The sequence below is a fragment of the Enterobacter sp. 18A13 genome (assembly GCF_007035975.1).
GTDB lineage: Bacteria > Pseudomonadota > Gammaproteobacteria > Enterobacterales > Enterobacteriaceae > Enterobacter > Enterobacter vonholyi.
Genome location: NZ_AP019634.1, coordinates 3,850,630 through 3,873,038 on the forward strand (window position 1 = coordinate 3,850,630; position 22,409 = coordinate 3,873,038).

Consider the following 22,409-nt stretch of genomic DNA (forward strand, 5'->3'; position numbering starts at 1 on the left):
GAACCTCAACTCTTTGTATTAAGTGTAAAACAGTTGACTACTATCGCAGCGTTATACGGCGATAACAACCCATAAACGGCTCCGTTTCCCAGCAGAGTATGCTGAAATCCAGACCGTGCGACCGGTTTCTTATTCATATCATTGTAAAACACGTATCCGAACTCTGTATGACAAGGTTCGGCGAAACCACGAGAAAACTCTTGTATTAACAAGAGCGCCCTTGTTCAGTTTTCACAAAGCGCGACCGGCCCTGGAATCCTGAGAAGCGCCGAGATGGGTATAACATCGGCAGGTTTGCAGACTAAAAATGCGGGTTGCGGGAATCAAATGCGCGCCAGAACGGCTGCGCTGAATTAGCGGAAAACGATGGTTCATTATCTCGTATCACCTCCACGGCCGCTTCTGCTGAAACGGACCCCAAGCCAAAGCTAAAAGTTCACTGCTTAACCCGGCTGGAAGTGGCGACACGATGAGTTCATCGAGCGCTTATTTTATATGAGCCGCGCGCCGCGTTTTATACCGAGAAGGGGGCTAAAAAGCAAAACAAAAATGCGCGTGTTGCCGGGGCCGTCAGGAATTATTGCCAGCAGCAATTTCAACTGAGTGAGAGGTTAGTCAAAAAAAACTGGAAATCGGGCGAAGAAGTGACCTAAAATAGCCATCCAGATGTTAATCCATCTATACTGATTAACACTCATACTGCCAGTGTCAAAAACCTGCAGGCCTTGGTAGAATTATCTCCTTTGGCTATTCCACACAGCAGCTTGAGCTAACCAAATTCCTCTTAGGTGAAATAAAACATGGCAAAACACCTGTTTACGTCCGAGTCCGTATCAGAAGGACATCCTGATAAAATTGCTGACCAAATCTCCGATGCGGTGCTGGATGCGATCCTGGCGCAGGATCCTAAAGCGCGCGTAGCGTGTGAAACCTATGTCAAAACCGGCATGGTTCTGGTTGGCGGTGAGATCACCACCAGCGCATGGGTTGATATCGAAGAGATCACCCGTAACACGGTGCGTGAGATCGGCTATGTGCATTCTGATATGGGTTTTGATGCCAACTCCTGCGCGGTACTGAGCGCAATTGGCAAACAGTCTCCGGATATCAACCAGGGCGTTGACCGTGCCGATCCGCTGGAACAGGGCGCGGGCGACCAGGGTCTGATGTTCGGCTATGCAACCAACGAAACCGACGTGCTGATGCCAGCACCGGTCACCTACGCACACCGTCTGGTGCAGCGTCAGGCAGAAGTGCGTAAAAACGGCACCCTGCCGTGGCTGCGCCCGGATGCGAAAAGCCAGGTCACCTTCCAGTATGACGACGGCAAAATCGTCGGTATTGACGCGGTGGTTCTGTCTACCCAGCATTCCGAAGAAATCGATCAGAAATCCCTGCAGGAAGCAGTGATGGAAGAGATCATCAAGCCGGTTCTGCCTACCGAATGGCTGAGCTCTGCGACCAAATTCTTCATCAACCCAACCGGACGCTTTGTTATCGGCGGCCCAATGGGTGACTGCGGTCTGACAGGTCGTAAAATCATCGTTGATACCTACGGCGGCATGGCGCGTCACGGTGGCGGTGCGTTCTCCGGTAAAGATCCGTCTAAAGTTGACCGTTCTGCGGCGTACGCGGCACGTTATGTGGCGAAAAACATCGTTGCTGCCGGCCTGGCTGACCGCTGTGAGATTCAGGTCTCCTACGCAATCGGCGTGGCTGAACCCACCTCCATCATGGTGGAAACCTTCGGTACCGAGAAAGTGCCTTCAGAACAGCTGACCCTGCTGGTGCGCGAGTTCTTCGACCTGCGTCCATACGGCCTGATTCAGATGCTGGATCTGCTGCACCCAATCTACAAAGAAACCGCTGCATACGGTCACTTTGGTCGTGAACATTTCCCATGGGAAAAAACCGACAAAGCCGCTCTGCTGCGTGAAGCTGCCGGTCTGAAGTAATCGACTGACATCGCTTTTAAAAGGCCAGCCTTCGGGCTGGCCTTTTTTTGTCGGGTGGCGATATTTGGAACCGATTACACCGCACCGGACATCCCGTGCTTTCAGAATATTCTCTTTGCACGATCGACTTTCTTCTGCTGTTACATTCCCTTTCAGTTAAGTCTGAAATGTGTCCTTTCGCGATGCATATCACCTCATTTACCTCTATATTTTCAAAGCTTTAATTTTATTTACGGTTGCAAAGCTGTGTAACCGATTACACCTATGTGATTAATCTCACATATTTTTGCGGGTCGCTCACCTACCCTTAACATCAATAAAACTGATAACCCAACTGGAGGGCATAATGCCTGACAATAAAAAACAGGGGCGTACGTCCAACAAGGCGATGACATTCTTCGTCTGTTTCCTCGCCGCCCTGGCAGGATTACTTTTTGGCCTGGATATCGGCGTGATTGCCGGTGCATTACCTTTCATTACAGAAGAGTTCCAGATCAGCGCTCACACCCAGGAGTGGGTGGTTAGCTCAATGATGTTTGGCGCGGCCGTCGGGGCCGTCGGCAGCGGCTGGCTCTCCTTTAAGCTCGGACGTAAAAAGAGCCTGATGATCGGCGCGATCCTGTTCGTTGCCGGCTCACTCTTCTCTGCCGCAGCGCCTAACGTTGAGGTCCTGCTGGTTTCCCGCGTGCTGCTTGGTCTGGCCGTGGGCGTGGCGTCCTATACCGCCCCGCTTTACCTGTCTGAAATTGCGCCGGAGAAAATCCGCGGCAGTATGATTTCCATGTACCAGCTGATGATCACCATTGGTATCCTGGGCGCGTACCTTTCCGATACGGCGTTTAGCTACAGCGGCGCATGGCGCTGGATGCTCGGCGTGATCATCATCCCTGCGGTTCTGCTGCTGATTGGCGTCTTCTTCCTGCCGGACAGCCCTCGCTGGTTTGCTGCAAAACGTCGATTCCACGATGCAGAACGCGTGCTGATGCGCCTGCGCGATACCAGCGCGGAAGCGAAAAACGAGCTGGAAGAGATCCGCGAAAGCCTGAAGGTCAAACAGTCCGGCTGGGCGCTGTTTAAAGAGAACAGCAACTTCCGTCGCGCCGTTTTCCTCGGCGTACTGCTGCAGGTGATGCAGCAGTTCACGGGGATGAACGTCATCATGTACTACGCGCCCAAAATCTTTGAGCTGGCGGGTTATACCAACACCACCGAGCAGATGTGGGGGACCGTCATCGTGGGTCTGACCAACGTGCTGGCGACCTTTATCGCCATCGGTCTGGTGGACCGCTGGGGACGTAAGCCAACCCTGACGCTAGGCTTCCTTGTGATGGCGGCAGGCATGGGGGTCCTCGGTACTATGATGCATGTGGGCATTCACTCCCCAACCGCCCAGTACTTTGCGGTAGGCATGCTGCTGATGTTTATCGTCGGGTTTGCGATGAGCGCCGGTCCGCTGATCTGGGTGCTGTGCTCTGAGATCCAGCCGCTGAAAGGACGTGATTTTGGCATCACCTGCTCTACCGCAACCAACTGGATTGCCAACATGATCGTCGGCGCAACGTTCCTGACCATGCTCAATACCCTGGGCAACGCCAACACCTTCTGGGTTTACGCCGGTCTGAACATCTTCTTTATTGTGCTGACCATCTGGCTGGTTCCAGAAACCAAACATGTGTCCCTGGAGCATATTGAACGTAATTTGATGAAAGGTCGTCCTCTGCGCGAAATCGGCGCCCACGACTAATCCTCACTCGGGAGGTGCCTCTTGCACCTCCCCGCTTCGCGCTTTATGCTCTGCCCCTATGAAAGCACCCCGTCTCCCCATCGCCATTCAGCAGGCCGTTATGCGCAGCCTGCGGGAAAAGCTCGCCCAGGCGAACCTGAAGCTCGGGCGCAACTACCCTGAACCCAAACTCGTCTACCAGCAGCGTGGCACCTCGGCCGGTACCGCCTGGCTCGAGTCGTATGAGATCCGCCTTAACCCGGTGCTGATGATGGAAAACCAGCAGGCGTTTATCGATGAAGTGGTGCCGCACGAGCTGGCGCATCTGCTGGTGTGGAAGCACTTCGGGCGCGTCGCCCCCCACGGAAAAGAGTGGAAGTGGATGATGGAGGCGGTGCTCGGCGTTCCGGCGCGCCGTACCCACCAGTTCGAGCTGGAGTCGGTGCGCCGCAATACCTTCCCCTACCGCTGTCAGTGCCAGCAGCACCAGCTTACCGTCCGTCGCCATAATCGCGTGGTGCGCGGCGAGGCGACCTACCGCTGCGTCAAATGCGGCGAGCCGCTGGTTGCGGAATAATCATTTGAACTTTCAGGAACTTTCCTGATCTGACTGATTGCATACAGGAACAACATTCGTTACGTTGCGGGCTCGTTTTGACACGGAGTGTAAGATGTCCCGTAATTTTTCTCTCGCGGTCGCCTTTCTGACGACGGCGCTCTCAGGCCATGCTCTGGCCGACGGTATCAACAGTTTTTCCCAGGCCAAGGCCGCAGGCGTGAAGGTGAACGCCGATGTGCCGGGCGATTTCTACTGCGGCTGTAAAATTAACTGGCAGGGTAAAAAAGGGGTCGTTGACCTTGAGTCCTGCGGCTACAAGGTGCGTAAAAACGAAAACCGCGCCAGCCGTATTGAATGGGAACATGTCGTTCCGGCATGGCAGTTTGGCCACCAGCGCCAGTGCTGGCAGGATGGCGGACGTAAAAACTGTGCCAAAGACCCGGTTTACCGCCAGATGGAAAGCGACATGCATAACCTGCAGCCCGCGGTGGGCGAAGTGAACGGCGACCGGGGTAACTTCATGTACAGCCAGTGGAACGGTGGCGAAGGCCAGTACGGCCAGTGCGGTATGAAGATTGATTTTAAAGAGAAAGTCGCCGAGCCCCCTGCCCGCGCGCGCGGCAGCATTGCCCGTACCTACTTCTATATGCGTGACCGTTACGATCTCAACCTCTCCCGCCAGCAGACGCAGCTGTTCAACGCCTGGGACAAGCAGTATCCGGTGACGGAGTGGGAATGCCAGCGCGACGACCGTATCGCCAGAGTCCAGGGGAATCACAACCCTTACGTCCAGCGGGCTTGCCAGGCGCAAAAGAGCTAACCTACACTACGGCAATTCGCTTATATCGCATGACACATGGAATTTCTGACTATGCGCATTCCCCGCATTTACCACCCTGAACTGATTACCGCAGGCCGCGAAATCGCCCTGTCTGATGACGCCGCCAACCACGTTGGCCGCGTGCTGCGCATGGGCGCCGGTCAGGCAATCCAGCTGTTCGACGGCTCGAACCAGGTGTTCGACGCCGAAATTACGCGGGCAGATAAAAAAAGCGTACACGTGAACGTCCTGCGCGGTGAAGTGGATGACCGGGAATCACCGCTGCACATTCATCTGGGCCAGGTCATGTCGCGCGGTGAGAAAATGGAGTTCACCATTCAGAAATCCATTGAACTGGGTGTAAGCCTCATTACGCCACTTTTTTCTGAGCGCTGTGGCGTTAAACTGTATGCGGAACGTCTGAACAAAAAGATCCAGCAGTGGCAGAAAATTGCCATCGCGGCTTGCGAACAGAGTGGCCGGAACCGTATTCCGGAGATCCGCCCGGCGATGGATCTGGAGGAGTGGTGTGCTGAAGAGGACAGTGGGCTGAAGCTCAATCTTCATCCGCGCGCCAGCGCCAGCATCAATACGCTACCGCTGCCCGTTGAGCGCGTTCGCCTGCTGATTGGCCCCGAAGGCGGCCTGTCGGCGGACGAAATTGCGATGACGGCACGTTACCAGTTTACTGATATTCTGTTGGGACCTCGCGTTCTGCGCACTGAGACAACGGCACTCACGGCCATTACCGCGCTACAGGTACGGTTTGGCGATCTGGGTTGAAGCATTAACGGAGAAGAACATGATCAAGCTCGGCATCGTGATGGACCCCATCGCAAACATTAACATTAAGAAAGATTCCAGCTTCGCCATGCTGCTGGAAGCGCAGCGTCGCGGCTATGAACTCCACTATATGGAGATGAACGATCTTTACCTGATCAACGGTGAAGCCCGCGCCCGCACCCGCATCGTTAACGTCGAGCAGAACTACGACAAATGGTACGAATTCGGCACCGAACAGGACATTGCGCTTGCCGATCTCAACGTCATCCTGATGCGTAAAGATCCGCCATTCGACACTGAATACATCTACTGCACCTATATTCTCGAACGCGCAGAAGAGAAAGGAACGCTGATCGTCAACAAGCCGCAGAGCCTGCGCGACTGCAACGAGAAGCTCTACACCGCCTGGTTCTCTGACCTGACGCCGGAAACGCTGGTGACCCGCAGCAAAGCTCAGCTGAAGGAATTCTGGCAGAAGCACGGCGACATCATCATGAAGCCGCTGGACGGCATGGGCGGTGCGTCGATTTTCCGCGTGAAAGAGAGCGACCCGAACATTGGCGTGATTGCCGAGACCCTGACCGAGCTGGGCACGCGTTACTGCATGGCGCAGAACTATATTCCGGCGATCAAAGACGGCGACAAACGCGTTCTGGTCGTGGATGGCGAACCGGTTCCTTACTGCCTGGCGCGTATCCCGCAGGGTGGTGAAACCCGCGGTAATCTGGCCGCCGGTGGCCGCGGCGAACCGCGTCCGCTGACCGAAAGCGACTGGGAAATTGCCCGCCGCGTTGGCCCGACGCTGAAAGCCAAAGGCCTGATCTTCGTTGGCCTGGATATCATCGGCGATCGTCTGACCGAAGTGAACGTCACCAGCCCGACCTGCATTCGTGAAATTGAGGCTGAATTCCCGATTTCGATCACCGGAATGCTGATGGACGCTATCGAAAAACGTTTACAGAAATAACCTAACAATACTATTAGTGACAGCGCCTGTGTTTGTCCCCATACTGGGCGCTGTCGCTTTTTAAACCAGGAAACAGTACCTCTGACAATGAATTTACAGCATCACTTTCTTATTGCCATGCCTGCTCTCCAGGACCCGATTTTTCGCCGCGCCGTGGTTTATATTTGTGAATACAATGAAGACGGCGCGATGGGTATTATCATTAATAAACCGCTGGAAAATCTTCAGGTTGAAGGAATTCTGGACAAGCTGAAAATCTCGGCTGAAGAGCGCCTGCCGGAAATACGGCTTGATAAACCTGTGATGCTGGGCGGACCTCTTGCAGAAGATCGCGGTTTTATCCTGCATACGCCGCCGGTGTTCTCTTCCAGTATTCGAATTTCGGATAACACCGTCATCACCACCTCGCGTGACGTGCTCGAAACGCTGGGTACCGCAGAGCAGCCTTCTGAAGTGCTGGTGGCGTTGGGCTATTCGTCCTGGGAGAAAGGCCAGCTTGAGCAGGAGATCCTCGATAACGCATGGCTTACTGCACCTGCGGACATGAATATCCTGTTTAAAACCCCCATCGCCGATCGCTGGCGTGACGCGGCGAAGCTGATTGGTATTGATATCCTGACCATGCCTGGCGTAGCGGGGCACGCCTGATGAGCGGAACGCTTCTGGCCTTCGATTTTGGCACCAAAAGCATTGGCGTCGCCGTGGGGCAGCGCATCACCGGTACCGCGCGTCCGCTTACTGCCCTGAAGGCCAACGACGGTACGCCGGACTGGAATCTTATTGAGCGTCTGCTCAAGGAGTGGCAGCCGGATGACGTTATTGTTGGGCTGCCGCTGAACATGGACGGTACCGAACAGCCGCTTACCGCACGGGCGCGAAAGTTCGCCAATAAAATCCATGGCCGCTTTGGCGTCTCCGTGAAGCTTCACGACGAGCGTCTTAGCACCGTCGAAGCGCGTGCGGGTCTGTTTGAGCACGGCGGCTTCCGGGCGCTCAACAAAGGCAGCGTGGACTCCGCTTCTGCCGTGATTATCCTCGAAAGCTATTTCGAACAGGGTTTTTAAGCACGGGGCCTACAGCCGCCCCTGCGCCCGTCTCTCCGCCAGGCTCTGGTCAAAGTTCTGCATTCCTGCCTGCAGACCGGTTTGGATGATGCCGGGCAGTTGCCACGTTTTCCCTTCACGAATAAGGTTTGCCGCCGCAGCGGTGTTCACCAGCAGTTCATACAGCGCGACGCGGCCGTCCTGCAGATCGGGAAGCAGCTTCTGCGCCAGCACTGCCCGGAGGCTGCCGGCCAGCTGGTTACGCACCGGATCTTTCTCCTGCGCCGGGAACGTATCGACCAGCCGTTCAATCGCCTGCGATGCCCCGCGCGTATGCAGCGTCGCCAGCACCAGATGTCCGGTTTCCGCCGCCGTTAGCGCCAGGCGGATCGTTTCGCTGTCGCGCAGCTCCCCCAGCAAAATAACGTCCGGATCCTGGCGTAAGGCGCTGCGCAGCGCGTCGGCAAATGACGGACTATGCTGGCCAATCTCCCGCTGCTGGATCAGGCAACGCTCGCTCTGATAGATAAACTCCACCGGATCTTCAAGCGTGAGGATATGGCCGTCAGTATGGTGGTTGAGAAAATCGACCATCGCCGCCAGCGTAGTGGATTTGCCGCTGCCGGTCGCCCCCGTGACCAGAATCAGCCCGGCGTCATTGGATAACAGTTCCGGGATTGCCCGCGGCGCGCCCAGCGTAGCGAGCTGCGGACAGGTACGCGGCAACAGCCGCAGCGTCACAGAGACACCGCGCATCTGCTTAAAGGCACTCCCGCGCAGACGCTGGCCTCCCGTTACCGTCGCGGCAAAATCCACCTGTCCATTTGCCCACCATGTTCCCTGCTGCTCATCGTTGAGCCACGCTTTTAACAACGCCCCGACGTCAGGAGGAGGAAACGGTGCCGGTTCAAGGCGGCCCGTTCTGCGCCAGCGGGGTGGCGAATCACTGCACAGGTGTAGATCGGAGACGTTATGCTTTACACTAAGGGCCACAATTTCTTCCACATCCATAGACTACTCCTCGGAAAATGAACGACATTGCGCATAACCTGGCACAGGTCCGGGACAAAATCTCAGCCGCCGCAACGCGTTGCGGCCGGGCTTCAGAAGAAATTACGCTGCTTGCAGTCAGCAAAACCAAGCCTGCGAGCGCCATCGCAGAAGCTATTGACGCAGGCCAACGCGCGTTTGGTGAAAACTACGTCCAGGAAGGCGTGGATAAAATTCGTTCCTTCCAGGAACAGGGGAATACGGATCTGCAGTGGCACTTTATTGGTCCACTGCAGTCGAACAAAAGCCGTCTGGTGGCGGAGCACTTTGACTGGTGCCATACCGTTGACCGTCTGCGCATTGCGACACGCCTGAACGACCAGCGTCCGTCAGAGATGCAAGCGCTTAACGTGCTGATTCAAATCAACATCAGCGATGAAAACAGCAAGTCCGGCATTGCGCTGAGCGAGCTGGATGCGCTGGCAGCCGAAGTGGCCGCCCTGCCGCGCCTAACCCTGCGCGGGCTGATGGCAATTCCGGCGCCTGAGTCAAGTTATGAAAGGCAGTTTGCCGTGGCACAGCAAATGGCTGTAGCATTTGAGGCGCTTAAAGCGCGCTATAACACGGTAGACACGCTTTCTCTGGGCATGTCGGACGATATGGAAGCCGCCATCGCGGCAGGCAGCACTATGGTGCGCATCGGCACGGCAATTTTCGGTGCGCGCGACTACTCAAAATAATAAGGAAACCTGAGGAACGCCATGAAGACGTTGACTTTCCTGCTCTCAACTGTGCTTGAGCTGTATACGATGGCGCTTTTGCTGCGCGTCTGGATGCAGTGGGCCCGCTGTGATTTTTACAATCCGTTCTCGCAGTTTGTCGTGAAAATCACGCAGCCTGTTGTCGGACCGCTGCGTCGTATTATCCCGGCGATGGGCCCCATCGACAGTTCGTCTCTGCTGGTGGCGTTTATTCTGAGCGTTATCAAAGCGATCGTGCTGTTTATGGTCATCACCTTCCAGCCGATTATCTGGATTGCTGCGGTCCTGATTTTAATCAAGACCGTCGGTCTGCTGATTTTTTGGGTGCTGCTGGTCATGGCCATCATGAGCTGGGTAAGCCAGGGCCGTAGTCCGGTAGAATATGCGCTGATCCAACTGGCCGAACCGCTGCTGCGCCCGATTCGCAACCTGCTGCCTTCGATGGGCGGTATTGATTTCTCGCCGATGATCCTGGTACTGCTGCTCTATGTGGTCAACATGGGGATCGCTGAGCTGCTGCAGTCCACGGGCAATATGCTGCTGCCGGGGCTGTGGATGGCGCTATGAGTGCAGTAAGCACCTGCGCTGACGGGCTGGTTTTGCGGCTGTATATTCAGCCCAAAGCCAGCCGTGACGGTATTGTTGGGCTGCATGGCGACGAGTTAAAAGTCGCCATCACCGCCCCGCCGGTTGACGGCCAGGCGAACGCGCATCTGACCAAATATCTGGCAAAACAGTTTCGCGTCGCCAAAAGCCAGGTCATCATTGAAAAAGGTGAACTTGGGCGACATAAACAGGTAAAAATCCTTAATCCGCAATCTATCCCGACGGAAGTCGCGGCTCTGAAAGAACAGGACTAAACCATGCAGAAAGTTGTTCTCGCGACCGGCAACGCCGGTAAAGTGCGCGAGCTGGCCTCGCTATTAAATGATTTTGGTCTGGACGTGGTCGCCCAGACCGATCTTGGCGTGGATTCCGCCGAAGAGACGGGGCTGACGTTTATCGAAAACGCGATCCTGAAAGCGCGTCACGCCGCGCAGATTACCGGCCTGCCCGCGATTGCTGACGACTCCGGCCTGGCCGTGGATTTTCTCGGCGGCGCACCGGGGATTTACTCCGCGCGCTATTCCGGCGTTGACGCCACCGACCAGCAGAATCTGGAAAAGCTGCTTGTCGCCCTGAAAGACGTACCGGACGAACAGCGCTCCGCGCAGTTCCACTGCGTACTGGTCTATATGCGTCACGCGGAAGACCCTACGCCGATCGTCTGCCACGGCAGCTGGCCGGGCGTGATTACTCGTGAAGCGGCTGGCAACGGCGGCTTTGGCTACGATCCGATTTTCTTTGTCCCGACCGAGGGCAAAACCGCTGCGGAACTGACCCGCGAAGAGAAAAGCGCGATATCCCACCGTGGACGCGCGCTGAAACTGTTACTGGAAGCACTGCGTAATGGCTAATTTGCCGCCTCTGAGTCTTTATATTCACATCCCGTGGTGCGTGCAGAAATGCCCGTACTGCGATTTCAACTCGCACGCGCTGAAGGGCGAAGTGCCGCACGATGACTACGTTGCGCATCTGCTGGCCGACCTGGACGCCGATGTACCTTACGCACAGGGACGTGAAGTTAAGACCATTTTCATAGGTGGCGGTACGCCGAGCCTGCTGTCAGGCCCGGCGATGCAAACGCTGCTGGACGGCGTGCGTGCGCGCCTGAACCTGGCAGCGGATGCTGAAATCACGATGGAAGCCAACCCCGGTACCGTTGAGGCCGACCGTTTTGTCGACTATCAGCGCGCGGGCGTGAACCGCATCTCCATCGGCGTGCAGAGCTTTAGCGAGCCGAAACTGAAGCGCCTGGGGCGTATTCACGGCCCGGAAGAGGCGAAGCGCGCGGCAAACCTGGCGACCGGTCTTAATCTTCGCAGCTTTAACCTGGATTTGATGCACGGCCTGCCGGATCAATCGCTGGAAGAGGCGCTGGACGACCTGCGCCAGGCGATCGAACTGAACCCGCCGCACCTGTCGTGGTACCAGCTCACCATCGAGCCCAACACCCTGTTTGGCTCGCGTCCGCCGGTGCTGCCGGATGACGACGCGCTGTGGGATATCTTCGAGCAGGGTCACAGGCTTTTAACCGCTGCGGGCTATCAGCAGTACGAAACGTCGGCGTATGCAAAGCCGGGCTACCAGTGTCAGCACAACCTGAACTACTGGCGTTTTGGTGACTATCTCGGGATTGGCTGCGGCGCGCACGGCAAGGTGACCTTCCCGGACGGGCGGATTCTGCGTACTGCCAAAACCCGCCACCCGCGCGGGTATATGGAAGGCCGCTACCTGGAGCGCCAGCACGACGTCGAAGCGGCGGATAAGCCGTTTGAGTTCTTTATGAACCGCTTCCGTCTGCTGGAAGCCGCGCCCCGCGCGGAGTTTGCGCTGTACACAGGGCTGGCGGAATCGGTGATTCGCCCGCAGATTGACGAAGCGCTGGCGCAGGGGTATCTCACCGAGAGTGAGGAATACTGGCAGATCACCGAGCACGGCAAGCTGTTCTTAAACTCCCTTCTTGAGCTGTTCCTCGCCGAAGAATCCTGAAGGCGGATTCAGGATTTTGCATCCCGTTCTGCCGGCTGAGGGAAAGGTTGGCAGAGTGTGGGGATGATCGACCTGAAGAGATAGGCGATCACCATGGGTAAAGGATGTTAAAAATTGTTCGCCATGTCCCCGGGCCGTACACCCTGAAAGGGAGAGGTTAGGGTTAGGGGACCTTACTTCAGCGTCCCCACCAGCGCCTTCCGGCTGTCTTCCAGCGACACCACGCGTTTACACACGTCTTTGCCGAACTGCTGGAAATCATCTTCCTGGTTCTTCCACTCGTTCTGAATGGAGGTCTGCAGGCCGCCCAGACTGCCCAGCACGCCCTGCAGCGGGTTACCGCCGCCTTTCAGCACCGCTTTGGCGCCCATCTCGTTGATGCTGTCCTGCAGGATGCCGCCCATCGCCTGGTTCACCAGCTGCTGCCCGTCGGCACGGACCTGATCGATCGCCTTATAGTGGAACGTCAGGCCGTCGGAGCGCGTCTCGATAATACGGTTCATCTGCTCTTTAAGCTGCTTGTCCAGCTTCGTCAGGCGGGTGCGCATGTTGCTGCTCTCCCCCACCTCTTTGGTGATGATCTTATCCAGCGCCACGCGGCTCTTTTCGACGCGCGTCAGGGCACCTTCATTAATCCACGGCAGCGCGGTACGCAATTCGGACTGGTAGTCTTTCGCCTGCTCGCGCTGTGCGGCAGTCAGGTTGTACTGCTTGCCGTTATAGGTGACGTTCCCTTCTGGCGTAATCACCAGATTGCCGTTCTCGCCTTTGACCTGCACGGTTTGCGGGCTTAACACCACGTCATCACGCGGGGTGACGCTACATTGATAATCCGCATGGGCGGTGAATCCGGTTGCCATCAAAGCAACTGCCAGCAACGTTTTGCGCATCTTAAACACTCCCTCAGACAAAACGGGCCAGCTAATGCTGGCCCCTTACTGCTTAATTAGTCCCACCAAACGTCGAAAAGTTCGCTGACGCGGACATCTTCGAGCTTGTGGTCTTCAAGCCACTTACGTACCAGAGCCTGATGTTCTTCAGTGCATTTACCCACTTCCTGGGTGCAGATCAGACCTTCCCAGGCCAGATAGCCGCTACCGTCGAAGGCCAGTTTGTTTGGCTCGATCACCTCGTTGATGAACGCATCCACGTCCTGATCGATCTGCTCAACGCTGGTGCCTTCCGGGAAACGCCACGCAACGGAGAAGCCCACTTCCTGGAATTCTTCGATGTGCATCTTTTTACGCAGACGACGGCTACGATTCTTTGCCATTATTTCACCCTCTCGAACATTAAGTCCCATACACCGTGACCAAGACGATGGCCACGCTGTTCAAATTTCGTTACCGGACGCGATTCCGGACGCGGTACATAGTCGTTGCTCGCAGACTGGTTTTTATAGCCGTCCAGCGACGACATCACTTCCAGCATATGTTCCGCATACGGTTCCCAGTCGGTCGCCATATGGAAGACACCGCCCAGCTTCAGCTTGCTTTTCACCAGCTCGGCAAACGGCGCCTGAACGATACGGCGTTTATTATGACGCGCTTTGTGCCACGGGTCAGGGAAAAAGAGCTGAACCATGGTTAAAGAATTGTCAGGAATCATTTTGTGCAGCACTTCCACCGCGTCGTGACACATCACGCGCAGGTTCTCAACGCCCTCTTCGTGGGCCGTTGCCAGACACGCGCCCACGCCCGGCGAATGCACTTCGATACCGAGGAAGTTCTGCTCCGGGCGAGCTTTCGCCATGGTCACCAGCGAGGCGCCCATACCGAAGCCAATTTCCAGCGTGACCGACGCGTCGCGGCCAAACAGCTCGGCAAAATCCAGAGGCTGCTCGCTGAACTCAACGCCCATCACCGGCCAGTAGTTGTCCAGCGCGTGTTGCTGACCTTTTGTCAGGCGGCCCTGACGACGGACAAAGCTGCGAATACGGCGCAGCGGGCGACCGTTTTCATCAAATTCCGGTGAAATGACGTCGTTTTTCATAAAAGAGTTGTCTGCTTGTGAGAATGTTCGGGAAACGGGCATTATCCAAAGTTAAGGCTTCTATGCAAGCATGGGAAAGATCCGGTTTACAGCAGATTGACGCTGTGCTGCAATCTGCGTCCCTGATTATGCGAATCGATGACCATGCAAGCCTCTCAATTTTCAGCCCAGGTGCTGGACTGGTACGACAAATACGGGCGTAAAACCCTGCCCTGGCAAATTGAAAAAACGCCTTACAAAGTATGGCTCTCCGAGGTGATGTTGCAACAAACGCAGGTCGCCACGGTGATCCCTTACTTCGAGCGTTTTATGGCGCGCTTCCCGACGGTGACCGATCTGGCCAACGCCCCGCTGGACGAGGTGCTGCACCTGTGGACCGGTCTTGGCTATTACGCACGCGCGCGTAACCTTCACAAGGCCGCACAGCAGGTTGCGACGCGCCACAACGGGAAATTCCCGGAAACCTTCGATGAGGTGGCCGATCTCCCCGGCGTGGGACGCTCAACCGCAGGCGCTATTCTCTCCCTGTCTTTAGGCAAGCATTTCCCGATCCTCGACGGCAACGTGAAGCGCGTGCTGGCGCGCTGCTATGCCGTCGACGGCTGGCCGGGGAAGAAGGACGTTGAAAAACGTCTTTGGGAAATAAGTGAGGCGGTTACTCCGGCTAACGGCGTCGAGCGTTTCAACCAGGCGATGATGGATCTCGGCGCAATGGTCTGCACGCGCTCAAAACCAAAATGCGAACTCTGCCCGGTGAATAATCTCTGCGTGGCGTATGCCAACCATTCATGGGCGCAGTATCCGGGTAAGAAACCCAAGCAGACGCTGCCGGAGCGCACCGGCTATATGCTGCTGATGCAGCACGGTGACGAGGTCTTCCTCGCCCAGCGTCCGCCGAGCGGTCTGTGGGGTGGTCTATACTGCTTCCCACAGTTTGAAGATGAAGACTTGCTGCGTGAATGGCTTAAAAAGCGCGGGATTGCTGCCGATAACCTGACGCAGTTGACCGCGTTTCGCCACACCTTCAGCCATTTCCATCTGGATATTGTGCCGATGTGGCTTCCCGTGTCCTCCTTCGCCTCGTGCATGGATGAAGGCACCGCTCTCTGGTATAACTTAGCGCAACCGCCATCAGTCGGACTGGCGGCTCCCGTGGAGCGCCTGTTACAGCAATTACGTGCCGGTGCAATGGTTTAGCATCGACAAGAAAAAGAGGAATGAGTATGGCCAGAACGATTTTTTGTACTTTCCTGCAGCGTGACGCTGAAGGCCAGGATTTCCAGCTTTATCCGGGCGATCTGGGTAAACGCATCTACAATGAAATCTCCAAAGAAGCCTGGGGACAGTGGCAGAAAAAGCAGACCATGCTGATCAATGAGAAGAAACTCAGCATGATGAACCCGGAACACCGCAAGCTGCTTGAGCAGGAGATGGTGAGCTTCCTGTTCGAAGGTAAAGACGTGCACATCGAAGGCTATACGCCACCGGAAAAATAACAGCGTGCGGGGGAAACCCCGCCGTTAAAGCAAACACAACACGCACTCCCGGAATGATGAAAAAACTTTTAGCGCTAGCCCTTGTTGCGCCGTTGCTGGTCTCGTGTTCGTCGAAAAAAGGCGAAGATTACAACGAAGCCTGGATCAAGGACACCAACGGTTTTGACATTTTGATGGGGCAGTTTGCCCACAACATCGAGAACATATGGGGATTTAACGAAGTTCTTATTGCCGGACCTAAGGACTACGTTAAGTACACCGACGCCTATCTGACCCGTAGCCACATCAACTTTGATGAGGGGACGATCACGATTGAGACCATCGCAGGCACGGACCCTGCGGCTCGGCTCCGTCAGGCGATAATCAAAACCCTGCTGATGGGTGACGATCCTGGCTCTATCGATCTCTACTCCGATGCCGACGATATCACCATCTCGAAAGAGCCGTTCCTGTACGGTCAGGTTGTCGATCAGACCGGTCAGCCGATCCGCTGGGAAGGTCGCGCCACGAAATTTGCCGACTACCTGCTGCAGACGCGCCTGAAGAGCCGCTCTAACGGTCTGAAGATTATCTACAGCGTCACCATCAACCTCGTCCCGAACCACCTCGACAAGCGTGCGCATAAGTATCTGGGCATGGTTCGTCAGGCCTCGCGTAAATACGGCGTGGATGAGTCGCTGATCCTGGCGATTATGCAGACCGAATCCTCGTTTAACCCGTATGCGGTAAGCCGTTCCGATGCCCTGGGGCTGATGCAGGTTGTGCAGCACAGCGCCGGTAAAGACGTCTTCCGCGCGCAGGGTAAAACCGGCACGCCGAGCCGCAGCTATCTGTTCGACCCGCAGAGCAACATTGATACCGGCACGGCCTATCTGGCGATGCTGAACAATGTCTACCTCGGCGGCATAGACAACCCGACGTCACGCCGCTATGCGGTGATCACCGCCTATAACGGCGGCGCGGGCAGCGTGCTGCGCGTCTTCTCAAATGACAAAGTGCAGGCCGCGAACATCATCAACAGCATGGCGCCGGGGGATGTCTACTCTACCCTCACCACCCGCCACCCGTCTGCGGAATCCCGTCGCTATCTGTATAAGGTGAATACGGCGCAGAAGAACTACCGTCGTCGCTAAAAAACGGCCACTCACCCTGCCCTCTCCCCTTTGAGGTGAGGGCATCAGGCCGCCCCCATCTCCCACCCATACGAAAATGTTATTTGCATCACAATCCAAACTGCAAATTAATGTGGATTGCATTTTTTTGCGGGAGGTAACAAAACATATCGTTGCCAACTGATAGAATTGCATCAAATAACAACCCTGAATGTTCCCAAAACAACATATCTCCCGCTCACTTGTGAGGAAAGTAACATGAACCTTAAGCTGCAGCTTAAAATATTGTCGTTTCTGCAGTTCTGCCTGTGGGGTAGCTGGCTGACTACACTCGGCTCCTATATGTTTGTGACGCTCAAGTTTGATGGTGCGTCAATCGGTGCCGTCTACAGCTCGCTCGGTATTGCGGCTGTCTTCATGCCAACGCTGCTGGGCATCGTGGCGGATAAATGGCTAAGCGCCAAATGGCTGTACATGCTTTGCCATCTGGTGGGTGCGGGGACGCTGTTTATGGCAGCCCAGGTGACCACGCCGGGGGCAATGTTCATGGTGATCCTGCTTAACTCGCTGGCCTATATGCCAACGCTTGGGCTGATCAACACCATCTCCTACTACCGCCTGAAGTCTGCGGATATGGATATCGTGACCGATTTCCCGCCAATCCGTATCTGGGGCACCATCGGCTTTATCATGGCGATGTGGGGCGTGAGCTTCGCGGGCTTCGAACTGAGCCATATGCAGCTCTATATCGGTGCGGCGCTCTCCGTGGTGTTGGCGATCTTCACCCTGACGTTGCCGACCATTCCGGTTTCTAACCAGCAGAAAAACCAGAGCTGGAGCACCATGCTCGGCCTGGACGCCTTCGCGCTGTTCAAAAACAAACGCATGGCGATCTTCTTTATCTTCTCCATGCTGCTGGGCGCGGAGCTGCAGATCACCAACATGTTCGGCAACACCTTCCTGCACAGCTTCGATAACAACCCGCTGTTCTCCGGCAGTTTTATCGTTGAACATGCGTCGGTCATGATGTCCATCTCTCAGATCTCTGAGACGCTGTTCATCCTGACCATCCCGTTCTTCCTGAGCCGCTACGGCATCAAGAACGTCATGCTGATCAGTATCGCGGCGTGGATGTTGCGCTTCGGCCTGTTCGCCTACGGCGATCCAAGTCCGTTCGGCACCGTGCTGCTGGTGCTGTCGATGATTGTTTACGGATGCGCCTTCGACTTCTTCAACATCTCCGGTTCGGTGTTTGTGGAAAAAGAAGTGAAGCCTGAAATCCGCGCCAGCGCGCAGGGTATGTTCCTGATGATGACCAACGGCTTCGGATGTATTCTGGGCGGCGTGGTTAGCGGTAAAGTGGTTGAGATGTACACCACTAACGGCATCACCAACTGGCAGCCGGTGTGGCTGATCTTCGCGGCGTACTCGCTGGTGCTGTTCTTCGCGTTCATCGCGCTGTTCAAGTACAAGCACGTGCGCGAGCCGCACGGTGCGCAGCCGATCGCGCATTGATTGTTGTGCCCGGTGGCGCTGCGCTTACCGGGCCTACAAAACAAGACCGTAAGCCGGGTAAGGCGAAGCCGCCACCCGGCTATTTTATTCCAGACAGCACCCAACCCACCGACAGCAAATCCGCGCTACCGCCCGGGCTCAGGTTCCGTTCAATCAGTGCGTTATCCATCTTAAGCAACGCCTCGCGGTCCCAGCCGTTAGCCAGCAGTTCCCGCGCGTAGCCCTGAACGTAGCGCAGCCCTTCCATGCCGCCGCGTGAAACCAGATTACTGTCCTGATTAACCGCCATCAGGCGTAACAGCAGGCCGTGAAGTGAATGTCCGTTCCACTGCGCCAGCGCCTTACGGACCGTCGCAAAGCCGCTCTCAGCCTCGCCGCGCGCCCCGGTTAAGCCGTACTGCTGAAACTGCCGCTCGCCCGCCGTCGCCTGCCCGCTGCGTGCGGCCAGCTCCCGCGACACCAGCCCGCGGCAGATGTTACTCACCTCACAGCAGAGGCTATCTGCGGAGATCTTTTTCACACGACCGGCGGCGAAGCACAGTAAACCCAGGGCAAAAATCCCGCCCTTGTGGGTATTCACTCCGTTCGTCGCGGCGTACATCGCCTGCTCGCAGGCCATCCCCATCGGGCGGAGAAGCCTTAGCTGTTCGTCAGCGGGTTTATCCGCATGCGCGCTGCCCCACTCGGCAAAGCGCGTAAACCACGGCGTAATCGCCATAATGCTGCGAACGAACAGCGCATGGTCCATATCGCGATGGGAACCGTTATTGAGCTTGTCCACCAGCCCCGGCTTGGGCGTCAGCTCCAGCTCCTGCCACAGCGCCGCTTCGGCAAGCGCAGGCACGTCAACCGGGCGCGGTTTAGTCGCGAGCAAACCAGTCATCGATCATTTTCTCCACGCGGGAAACCACCTGCTCCACAGGATGAGCGCGCGAACGGGAACAGGCATGAGCGGGCTCGTCGCAGATCAGGCAACGCCTTAGATTTGCGCCCAGCGACTGACGCCCGACGTGGCCGTGCTGAGGGCAGATCACGTCCAGGTCCCACAGTCTGCCGAGCGGGTGCGTCTGCTCCAGATCCGCACAGTGCGCTTTGATTTCCGCCGCCGGATGGGCCACGCACCACAGGGCTTCTGGCCCGGTCGGGAGCCATAGAACCTGGCGGTCCAGCACCTGCCAGCGGTTTTCCCACAGCAGCTGGTCGCACATCTGCAGCGCCACGCCCATGGTATTGCGATAGCGCAGGCTGTCCTTGATTTCCCCTGGCGTGACCAGCGTGAGGGAAATCACCGGTTGTTGATAGTGCTCGAGCATGTCAGCCTGGCGCTCTGCACGGCGCTCTTTCGCCGCCAGCAGTTCGTCCAGGCTGACACCCGTCCGCACGGGTGTCGCTGAAATCATACTTACTCCTTCACCTGTCGCACGGTGTCGATCACGCTGCCGTCGCGGTAGCGGATCACCCCGACGATTTTGTCGGTAAACTCTATCGGTTTAGGGTCGCCGGTCAGGGAGATCGCCCGCTCGTACAGCGCGTTGATATCCACAACCTTCAGCCCGGCTTCCAGCAGCCGCTCGCGGATTTCCGGACGCGCCGGGTTAACCGCGATGCCGTGGTCGGTGACCAGCACGTCGATGCTTTCGCCCGGCGTGAGGCGCGTGGTAACCCGCTTCACGACCGTGGGAATGCGGCTGCGCAGCAGCGGCGCGACGACGATGGTCAGATTCGCCGCGGCGGCCACGTCGCAGTGCCCGCCGGACGCGCCTCGCATCACCCCGTCGGAGCCGGTGATGACGTTGACGTTGAAATCAACGTCGATTTCAAGCGCGCTGAGGATCACCACGTCGAGCTGGTCACAGCTTGCCGCCTTGCTGCCGGGGTTGGCGTAGACGTTGGTGGAGATCTCCACGTGGTTCGGGTTGCGCACCAGCGAAGCCGCAGCCTGACCGTCAAAGCACTGGGTATCGAGCAGCTTTTCGATCAGCCCCTTCTCGTGCAGGTCCACCAGGCTGCCGGTGATGCCGCCGAGCGCAAAGCGCGCCTTCACGCCGCTGCGCTCCATCTTCTCTTCCATAAAGCGGGTGCAGGCCGTGGCCGCCGCGCCGGAGCCGGTCTGCATCGAGAAGCCCGGTTTGAAATAGCCGGAGTGCTCGATCACATCCGCCGCATAGCGGGCGATCATCAGCTCGCGCGGGTTGCTGGTGACGCGCGCCGCGCCGACGCTGATTTTCGCCGGGTCACCCACGCTTTCAACCTGCACGATGTAGTCCACCTGGTCCTGCACCAGGCTGGCGGGCATATTGGGGAACGGCACCAGTTCTTCAGTCAGCAGCACCACCTTACGGGCAAAGTGCGCGTCCACCATGGCGTACCCCAGCGAGCCGCAGCACGATTTTCCGTGCGTGCCGTTGGCGTTGCCAAACTCATCGCTGCACGGCACGCCGAGAAACGCCACGTCGATATTAAGCTCGCCGTCCTGGAGCAGCTTCACGCGACCGCCGTGGGAGTGGATTTGCACCGGCTCGTCCATCAGCCCGTGGGAGATGGCATCTGCCAGCCTGCCGCGCATGCCCGAGGTGTAAATCCGGGTGATGACGCCGCTTTCGATATGCTCGATCAGCGCGTCGTTGCAGGTCATCAGCGAGCTGGAGGCCAGCGTCAGGTTTTTAAAGCCCATGCGCGCCAGCAGCGCCACAACGGTGTTGATCACCCGGTCGCCTTCGCGAAACGCGTGGTGGAAGGAGATGGTCATGCCGTCCTGCAGGCTGCAGCGCTTAACCGCCTCTTCAACAGAGGCGCAGAGCTTGCGGCTGTGTTTCGCGTCGCTGTCCGCCAGCCACGGCGTGGCGCTGTGGGCGGTATCAAACGGTTTTAGGTCCCGCAGATGGGGAAAATTCACGTGAAGAAGTTCTGTCTGATTCATTATTTCATCCTTACCGACGCACGCCGGAGGCCGCCGCGCGCTCCAGCACCACCTGCGCGTGGTTAATAATCGGTGCATCCACCATTTTGCCGTTAAGCGACACCACGCCCAGGCCGTTACGCTCGCCCTCTTCTGCCGCCTCAATCACCCTTCTGGCGTGATCCACCTCCTCCTGCGTCGGGGCGTAGGCGTTGTGCAGCAGGTCAATCTGGCGCGGGTTGATCAGCGATTTGCCGTTAAAGCCCATCTTGCGGATCAGATCGACCTCGCGCAGGAACCCGGCCTCGTCGTTAACGTCTGACCACACCACGTCGAAGGCGTCGATGCCCGCCGCGCGGGCGGCGTGCAGCACGGCGCAGCGGGCGTAGAACAGCTCGGTGCCGTCGCCGCGCTCGGTCTGCATGTCCATCACGTAGTCAAAGGCGGCCAGCGCAATGCCGATGAGGCGCGGAGAGCTGCGGGCAATCGCCACGGCGTTGATGACGCCAATGGCCGACTCAATCGCCGCCATCACGCGGGTGGAACCGATCTCGCGGCCACACTCCTGCTCGATGCGCTCAAGGTGGCCCTCCAGCTCGTAGATGTCGTCCGGCGTGTCGGTTTTCGGCAGTCGGATCACGTCCACGCCTGCCCGCACGGCGGCTTCCAGATCCAGCAGGCCAAACGGCGTGCTCAGCGGGTTAATGCGCACCACGGTTTCGATATCCTGATACATCGGGTGCTGCAGGGCATGGAACACCAGCATGCGCGCGGTATCCTTCTCGCGCAGGGCAACGGCGTCCTCAAGGTCAAACATGATGGAGTCGGGACGGTAGATAAAGGCGGTGGAGAGCATGGCGGCGTTGGCGCCCGGCAGGAACAGCATGCTGCGGCGGAGTTTGCTCATTTCAGCGCCCCCCAGTTGATGGCCTGTTCATCGGCGGCACGCATCAGTGCGCTTTGCAGGCGGGCGCGGATCACACAGTCCAGCGCCCCTTTGTCTTCAATAATTATTAATCCCTGGTGCACGTTCATGGCGCGCAACGTGTCGTTGACCACCTGGCGAATTTGCTCGCCAAACTGCTTAATCACTTCACTGTGGATGACTATCTCCAGCTCGCCGTGAGCGGGAGCGATTTTCACCATCAGGTCGCTGGACTCCTGCGTTCCGGCCAGCGCCTCCCTTACAATTTTCATGATAA

Annotated in this window: 28 protein-coding genes; 17 read left to right on the forward strand and 11 right to left on the reverse strand. The window is 57.2% G+C overall.

All coding sequences use genetic code 11. The features are described from left to right. Positions 1–5: 5 nt before the first annotated feature. Together yqgB and FOY93_RS24100 are read right to left on the reverse strand one after the other, a co-directional pair. On the reverse strand, positions 6–137 hold the full coding sequence (gene yqgB / locus FOY93_RS18470) for an acid stress response protein YqgB (protein ID WP_127312443.1): 132 nt from the start codon (positions 135–137) through the stop codon (positions 6–8). A 94-nt stretch (positions 138–231) separates the two neighbouring features. Continuing rightward, on the reverse strand, positions 232–375 hold the full coding sequence (locus tag FOY93_RS24100; protein ID WP_420314984.1) for a hypothetical protein: 144 nt from the start codon (positions 373–375) through the stop codon (positions 232–234). 425 nt (positions 376–800) lie between these two features. On the opposite strand from FOY93_RS24100, the gene metK reads away from it, so the two are divergent. The 8 genes from metK to ruvX all read left to right on the forward strand — a co-directional run bounded on the left by metK (position 801) and on the right by ruvX (position 7,871). After that, positions 801–1,955: a methionine adenosyltransferase gene (gene metK, locus FOY93_RS18475; protein WP_014885184.1), complete on the forward strand. Its 1,155-nt coding sequence runs from the start codon at positions 801–803 to the stop codon at positions 1,953–1,955. 346 nt (positions 1,956–2,301) lie between these two features. Then, positions 2,302–3,699 carry a galactose/proton symporter gene (gene galP / locus FOY93_RS18480; RefSeq protein WP_111963220.1) on the forward strand — a complete coding sequence of 466 codons (1,398 nt, stop codon included), beginning with the start codon at positions 2,302–2,304 and terminating at the stop codon, positions 3,697–3,699. A gap of 58 nt (positions 3,700–3,757) precedes the next feature. After that, a complete protein-coding gene (locus FOY93_RS18485) occupies positions 3,758–4,255 on the forward strand; it encodes a SprT family zinc-dependent metalloprotease (protein WP_021242073.1) in 498 nt (165 codons plus the stop codon). A gap of 94 nt (positions 4,256–4,349) precedes the next feature. Continuing rightward, positions 4,350–5,057, forward strand: coding sequence for a deoxyribonuclease I (gene endA, locus FOY93_RS18490; RefSeq protein ID WP_115876242.1), 708 nt, complete (start codon positions 4,350–4,352; stop codon positions 5,055–5,057). Positions 5,058–5,108: 51 nt separating this feature from the next. Next, complete coding sequence (gene rsmE / locus FOY93_RS18495) at positions 5,109–5,840, forward strand: 16S rRNA (uracil(1498)-N(3))-methyltransferase (RefSeq protein WP_143345516.1); 732 nt, start codon at positions 5,109–5,111, stop codon at positions 5,838–5,840. A gap of 19 nt (positions 5,841–5,859) precedes the next feature. Then, positions 5,860–6,807, forward strand: coding sequence for a glutathione synthase (gene gshB, locus FOY93_RS18500; RefSeq protein WP_047173570.1), 948 nt, complete (start codon positions 5,860–5,862; stop codon positions 6,805–6,807). Positions 6,808–6,894: 87 nt separating this feature from the next. Next, entirely contained in the window at positions 6,895–7,455 is a 561-nt protein-coding gene (locus tag FOY93_RS18505) for a YqgE/AlgH family protein (protein WP_020883695.1), read from the forward strand. Then, positions 7,455–7,871 carry a Holliday junction resolvase RuvX gene (gene ruvX / locus FOY93_RS18510; protein ID WP_021242076.1) on the forward strand — a complete coding sequence of 139 codons (417 nt, stop codon included), beginning with the start codon at positions 7,455–7,457 and terminating at the stop codon, positions 7,869–7,871. Before FOY93_RS18505 ends, ruvX begins: the two co-directional genes overlap by 1 nt. 9 nt (positions 7,872–7,880) lie before the next feature. Here the strand turns inward: ruvX and FOY93_RS18515 are convergent, their stop codons facing one another. Next, on the reverse strand, positions 7,881–8,861 hold the full coding sequence (locus FOY93_RS18515) for a type IV pilus twitching motility protein PilT (RefSeq protein ID WP_111963224.1): 981 nt from the start codon (positions 8,859–8,861) through the stop codon (positions 7,881–7,883). A 17-nt stretch (positions 8,862–8,878) separates the two neighbouring features. Between FOY93_RS18515 and FOY93_RS18520 the strand changes: the two genes are divergently transcribed. The 5 genes from FOY93_RS18520 to hemW are packed head-to-tail and all read left to right on the forward strand — an operon-like array spanning position 8,879 to position 12,193. Beyond that, the gene (locus FOY93_RS18520) at positions 8,879–9,580 is read left to right on the forward strand and encodes a YggS family pyridoxal phosphate-dependent enzyme (RefSeq protein WP_115876245.1); all 702 of its coding nucleotides are present in this window, start codon (positions 8,879–8,881) and stop codon (positions 9,578–9,580) included. A 21-nt stretch (positions 9,581–9,601) separates the two neighbouring features. Beyond that, positions 9,602–10,168 (forward strand): YggT family protein, encoded by a 567-nt coding sequence (locus tag FOY93_RS18525; protein WP_111963226.1) that lies wholly within the window; start codon positions 9,602–9,604, stop codon positions 10,166–10,168. Further along, positions 10,165–10,461 (forward strand): DUF167 family protein YggU, encoded by a 297-nt coding sequence (yggU, locus tag FOY93_RS18530; protein ID WP_023309131.1) that lies wholly within the window; start codon positions 10,165–10,167, stop codon positions 10,459–10,461. The genes FOY93_RS18525 and yggU overlap by 4 nt, the downstream gene beginning before the upstream one ends. 3 nt (positions 10,462–10,464) lie before the next feature. Further along, positions 10,465–11,058 (forward strand): XTP/dITP diphosphatase, encoded by a 594-nt coding sequence (locus FOY93_RS18535; protein WP_136195092.1) that lies wholly within the window; start codon positions 10,465–10,467, stop codon positions 11,056–11,058. Continuing rightward, positions 11,051–12,193 (forward strand): radical SAM family heme chaperone HemW, encoded by a 1,143-nt coding sequence (gene hemW, locus FOY93_RS18540; RefSeq protein WP_133295121.1) that lies wholly within the window; start codon positions 11,051–11,053, stop codon positions 12,191–12,193. Before FOY93_RS18535 ends, hemW begins: the two co-directional genes overlap by 8 nt. 173 nt (positions 12,194–12,366) lie before the next feature. Here the strand turns inward: hemW and FOY93_RS18545 are convergent, their stop codons facing one another. The 3 genes from FOY93_RS18545 to trmB are packed head-to-tail and all read right to left on the reverse strand — an operon-like array spanning position 12,367 to position 14,185. Next, positions 12,367–13,083 (reverse strand): YggN family protein, encoded by a 717-nt coding sequence (locus FOY93_RS18545; protein ID WP_008499762.1) that lies wholly within the window; start codon positions 13,081–13,083, stop codon positions 12,367–12,369. 56 nt (positions 13,084–13,139) lie between these two features. After that, positions 13,140–13,466, reverse strand: coding sequence for a YggL family protein (locus FOY93_RS18550; RefSeq protein WP_003862421.1), 327 nt, complete (start codon positions 13,464–13,466; stop codon positions 13,140–13,142). Next, a complete protein-coding gene (gene trmB, locus FOY93_RS18555) occupies positions 13,466–14,185 on the reverse strand; it encodes a tRNA (guanosine(46)-N7)-methyltransferase TrmB (RefSeq protein ID WP_127732277.1) in 720 nt (239 codons plus the stop codon). The genes FOY93_RS18550 and trmB overlap by 1 nt, the downstream gene beginning before the upstream one ends. 144 nt (positions 14,186–14,329) lie before the next feature. On the opposite strand from trmB, the gene mutY reads away from it, so the two are divergent. The 4 genes from mutY (at position 14,330) to FOY93_RS18575 (ending at position 18,308) form a co-directional block, all read left to right on the forward strand. Then, positions 14,330–15,382 carry an A/G-specific adenine glycosylase gene (gene mutY / locus FOY93_RS18560; protein WP_168708010.1) on the forward strand — a complete coding sequence of 351 codons (1,053 nt, stop codon included), beginning with the start codon at positions 14,330–14,332 and terminating at the stop codon, positions 15,380–15,382. A gap of 26 nt (positions 15,383–15,408) precedes the next feature. Continuing rightward, a complete protein-coding gene (locus tag FOY93_RS18565; protein ID WP_023309138.1) occupies positions 15,409–15,681 on the forward strand; it encodes an oxidative damage protection protein in 273 nt (90 codons plus the stop codon). Between the two features lie 56 nt (positions 15,682–15,737). After that, positions 15,738–16,814, forward strand: coding sequence for a membrane-bound lytic murein transglycosylase MltC (gene mltC, locus FOY93_RS18570; protein ID WP_143345743.1), 1,077 nt, complete (start codon positions 15,738–15,740; stop codon positions 16,812–16,814). 237 nt (positions 16,815–17,051) lie between these two features. Further along, complete coding sequence (locus tag FOY93_RS18575) at positions 17,052–18,308, forward strand: nucleoside permease (RefSeq protein ID WP_115876247.1); 1,257 nt, start codon at positions 17,052–17,054, stop codon at positions 18,306–18,308. A 79-nt stretch (positions 18,309–18,387) separates the two neighbouring features. Here the strand turns inward: FOY93_RS18575 and citG are convergent, their stop codons facing one another. From citG to citD, 5 genes are read right to left on the reverse strand one after another with little or no spacing between them, the layout of a single operon-like run. Then, on the reverse strand, positions 18,388–19,191 hold the full coding sequence (gene citG / locus FOY93_RS18580) for a triphosphoribosyl-dephospho-CoA synthase CitG (protein ID WP_133295124.1): 804 nt from the start codon (positions 19,189–19,191) through the stop codon (positions 18,388–18,390). After that, positions 19,169–19,708, reverse strand: coding sequence for a citrate lyase holo-[acyl-carrier protein] synthase (gene citX / locus FOY93_RS18585; protein ID WP_136195089.1), 540 nt, complete (start codon positions 19,706–19,708; stop codon positions 19,169–19,171). The genes citG and citX overlap by 23 nt, the downstream gene beginning before the upstream one ends. 2 nt (positions 19,709–19,710) lie before the next feature. Then, positions 19,711–21,228, reverse strand: coding sequence for a citrate lyase subunit alpha (gene citF, locus FOY93_RS18590; protein ID WP_136195088.1), 1,518 nt, complete (start codon positions 21,226–21,228; stop codon positions 19,711–19,713). A 10-nt stretch (positions 21,229–21,238) separates the two neighbouring features. Next, complete coding sequence (gene citE / locus FOY93_RS18595; RefSeq protein ID WP_143345517.1) at positions 21,239–22,114, reverse strand: citrate (pro-3S)-lyase subunit beta; 876 nt, start codon at positions 22,112–22,114, stop codon at positions 21,239–21,241. Further along, complete coding sequence (gene citD / locus FOY93_RS18600; RefSeq protein ID WP_008499773.1) at positions 22,111–22,404, reverse strand: citrate lyase acyl carrier protein; 294 nt, start codon at positions 22,402–22,404, stop codon at positions 22,111–22,113. The genes citE and citD overlap by 4 nt, the downstream gene beginning before the upstream one ends. Between the last annotated feature and the right edge of the window lie 5 nt (positions 22,405–22,409).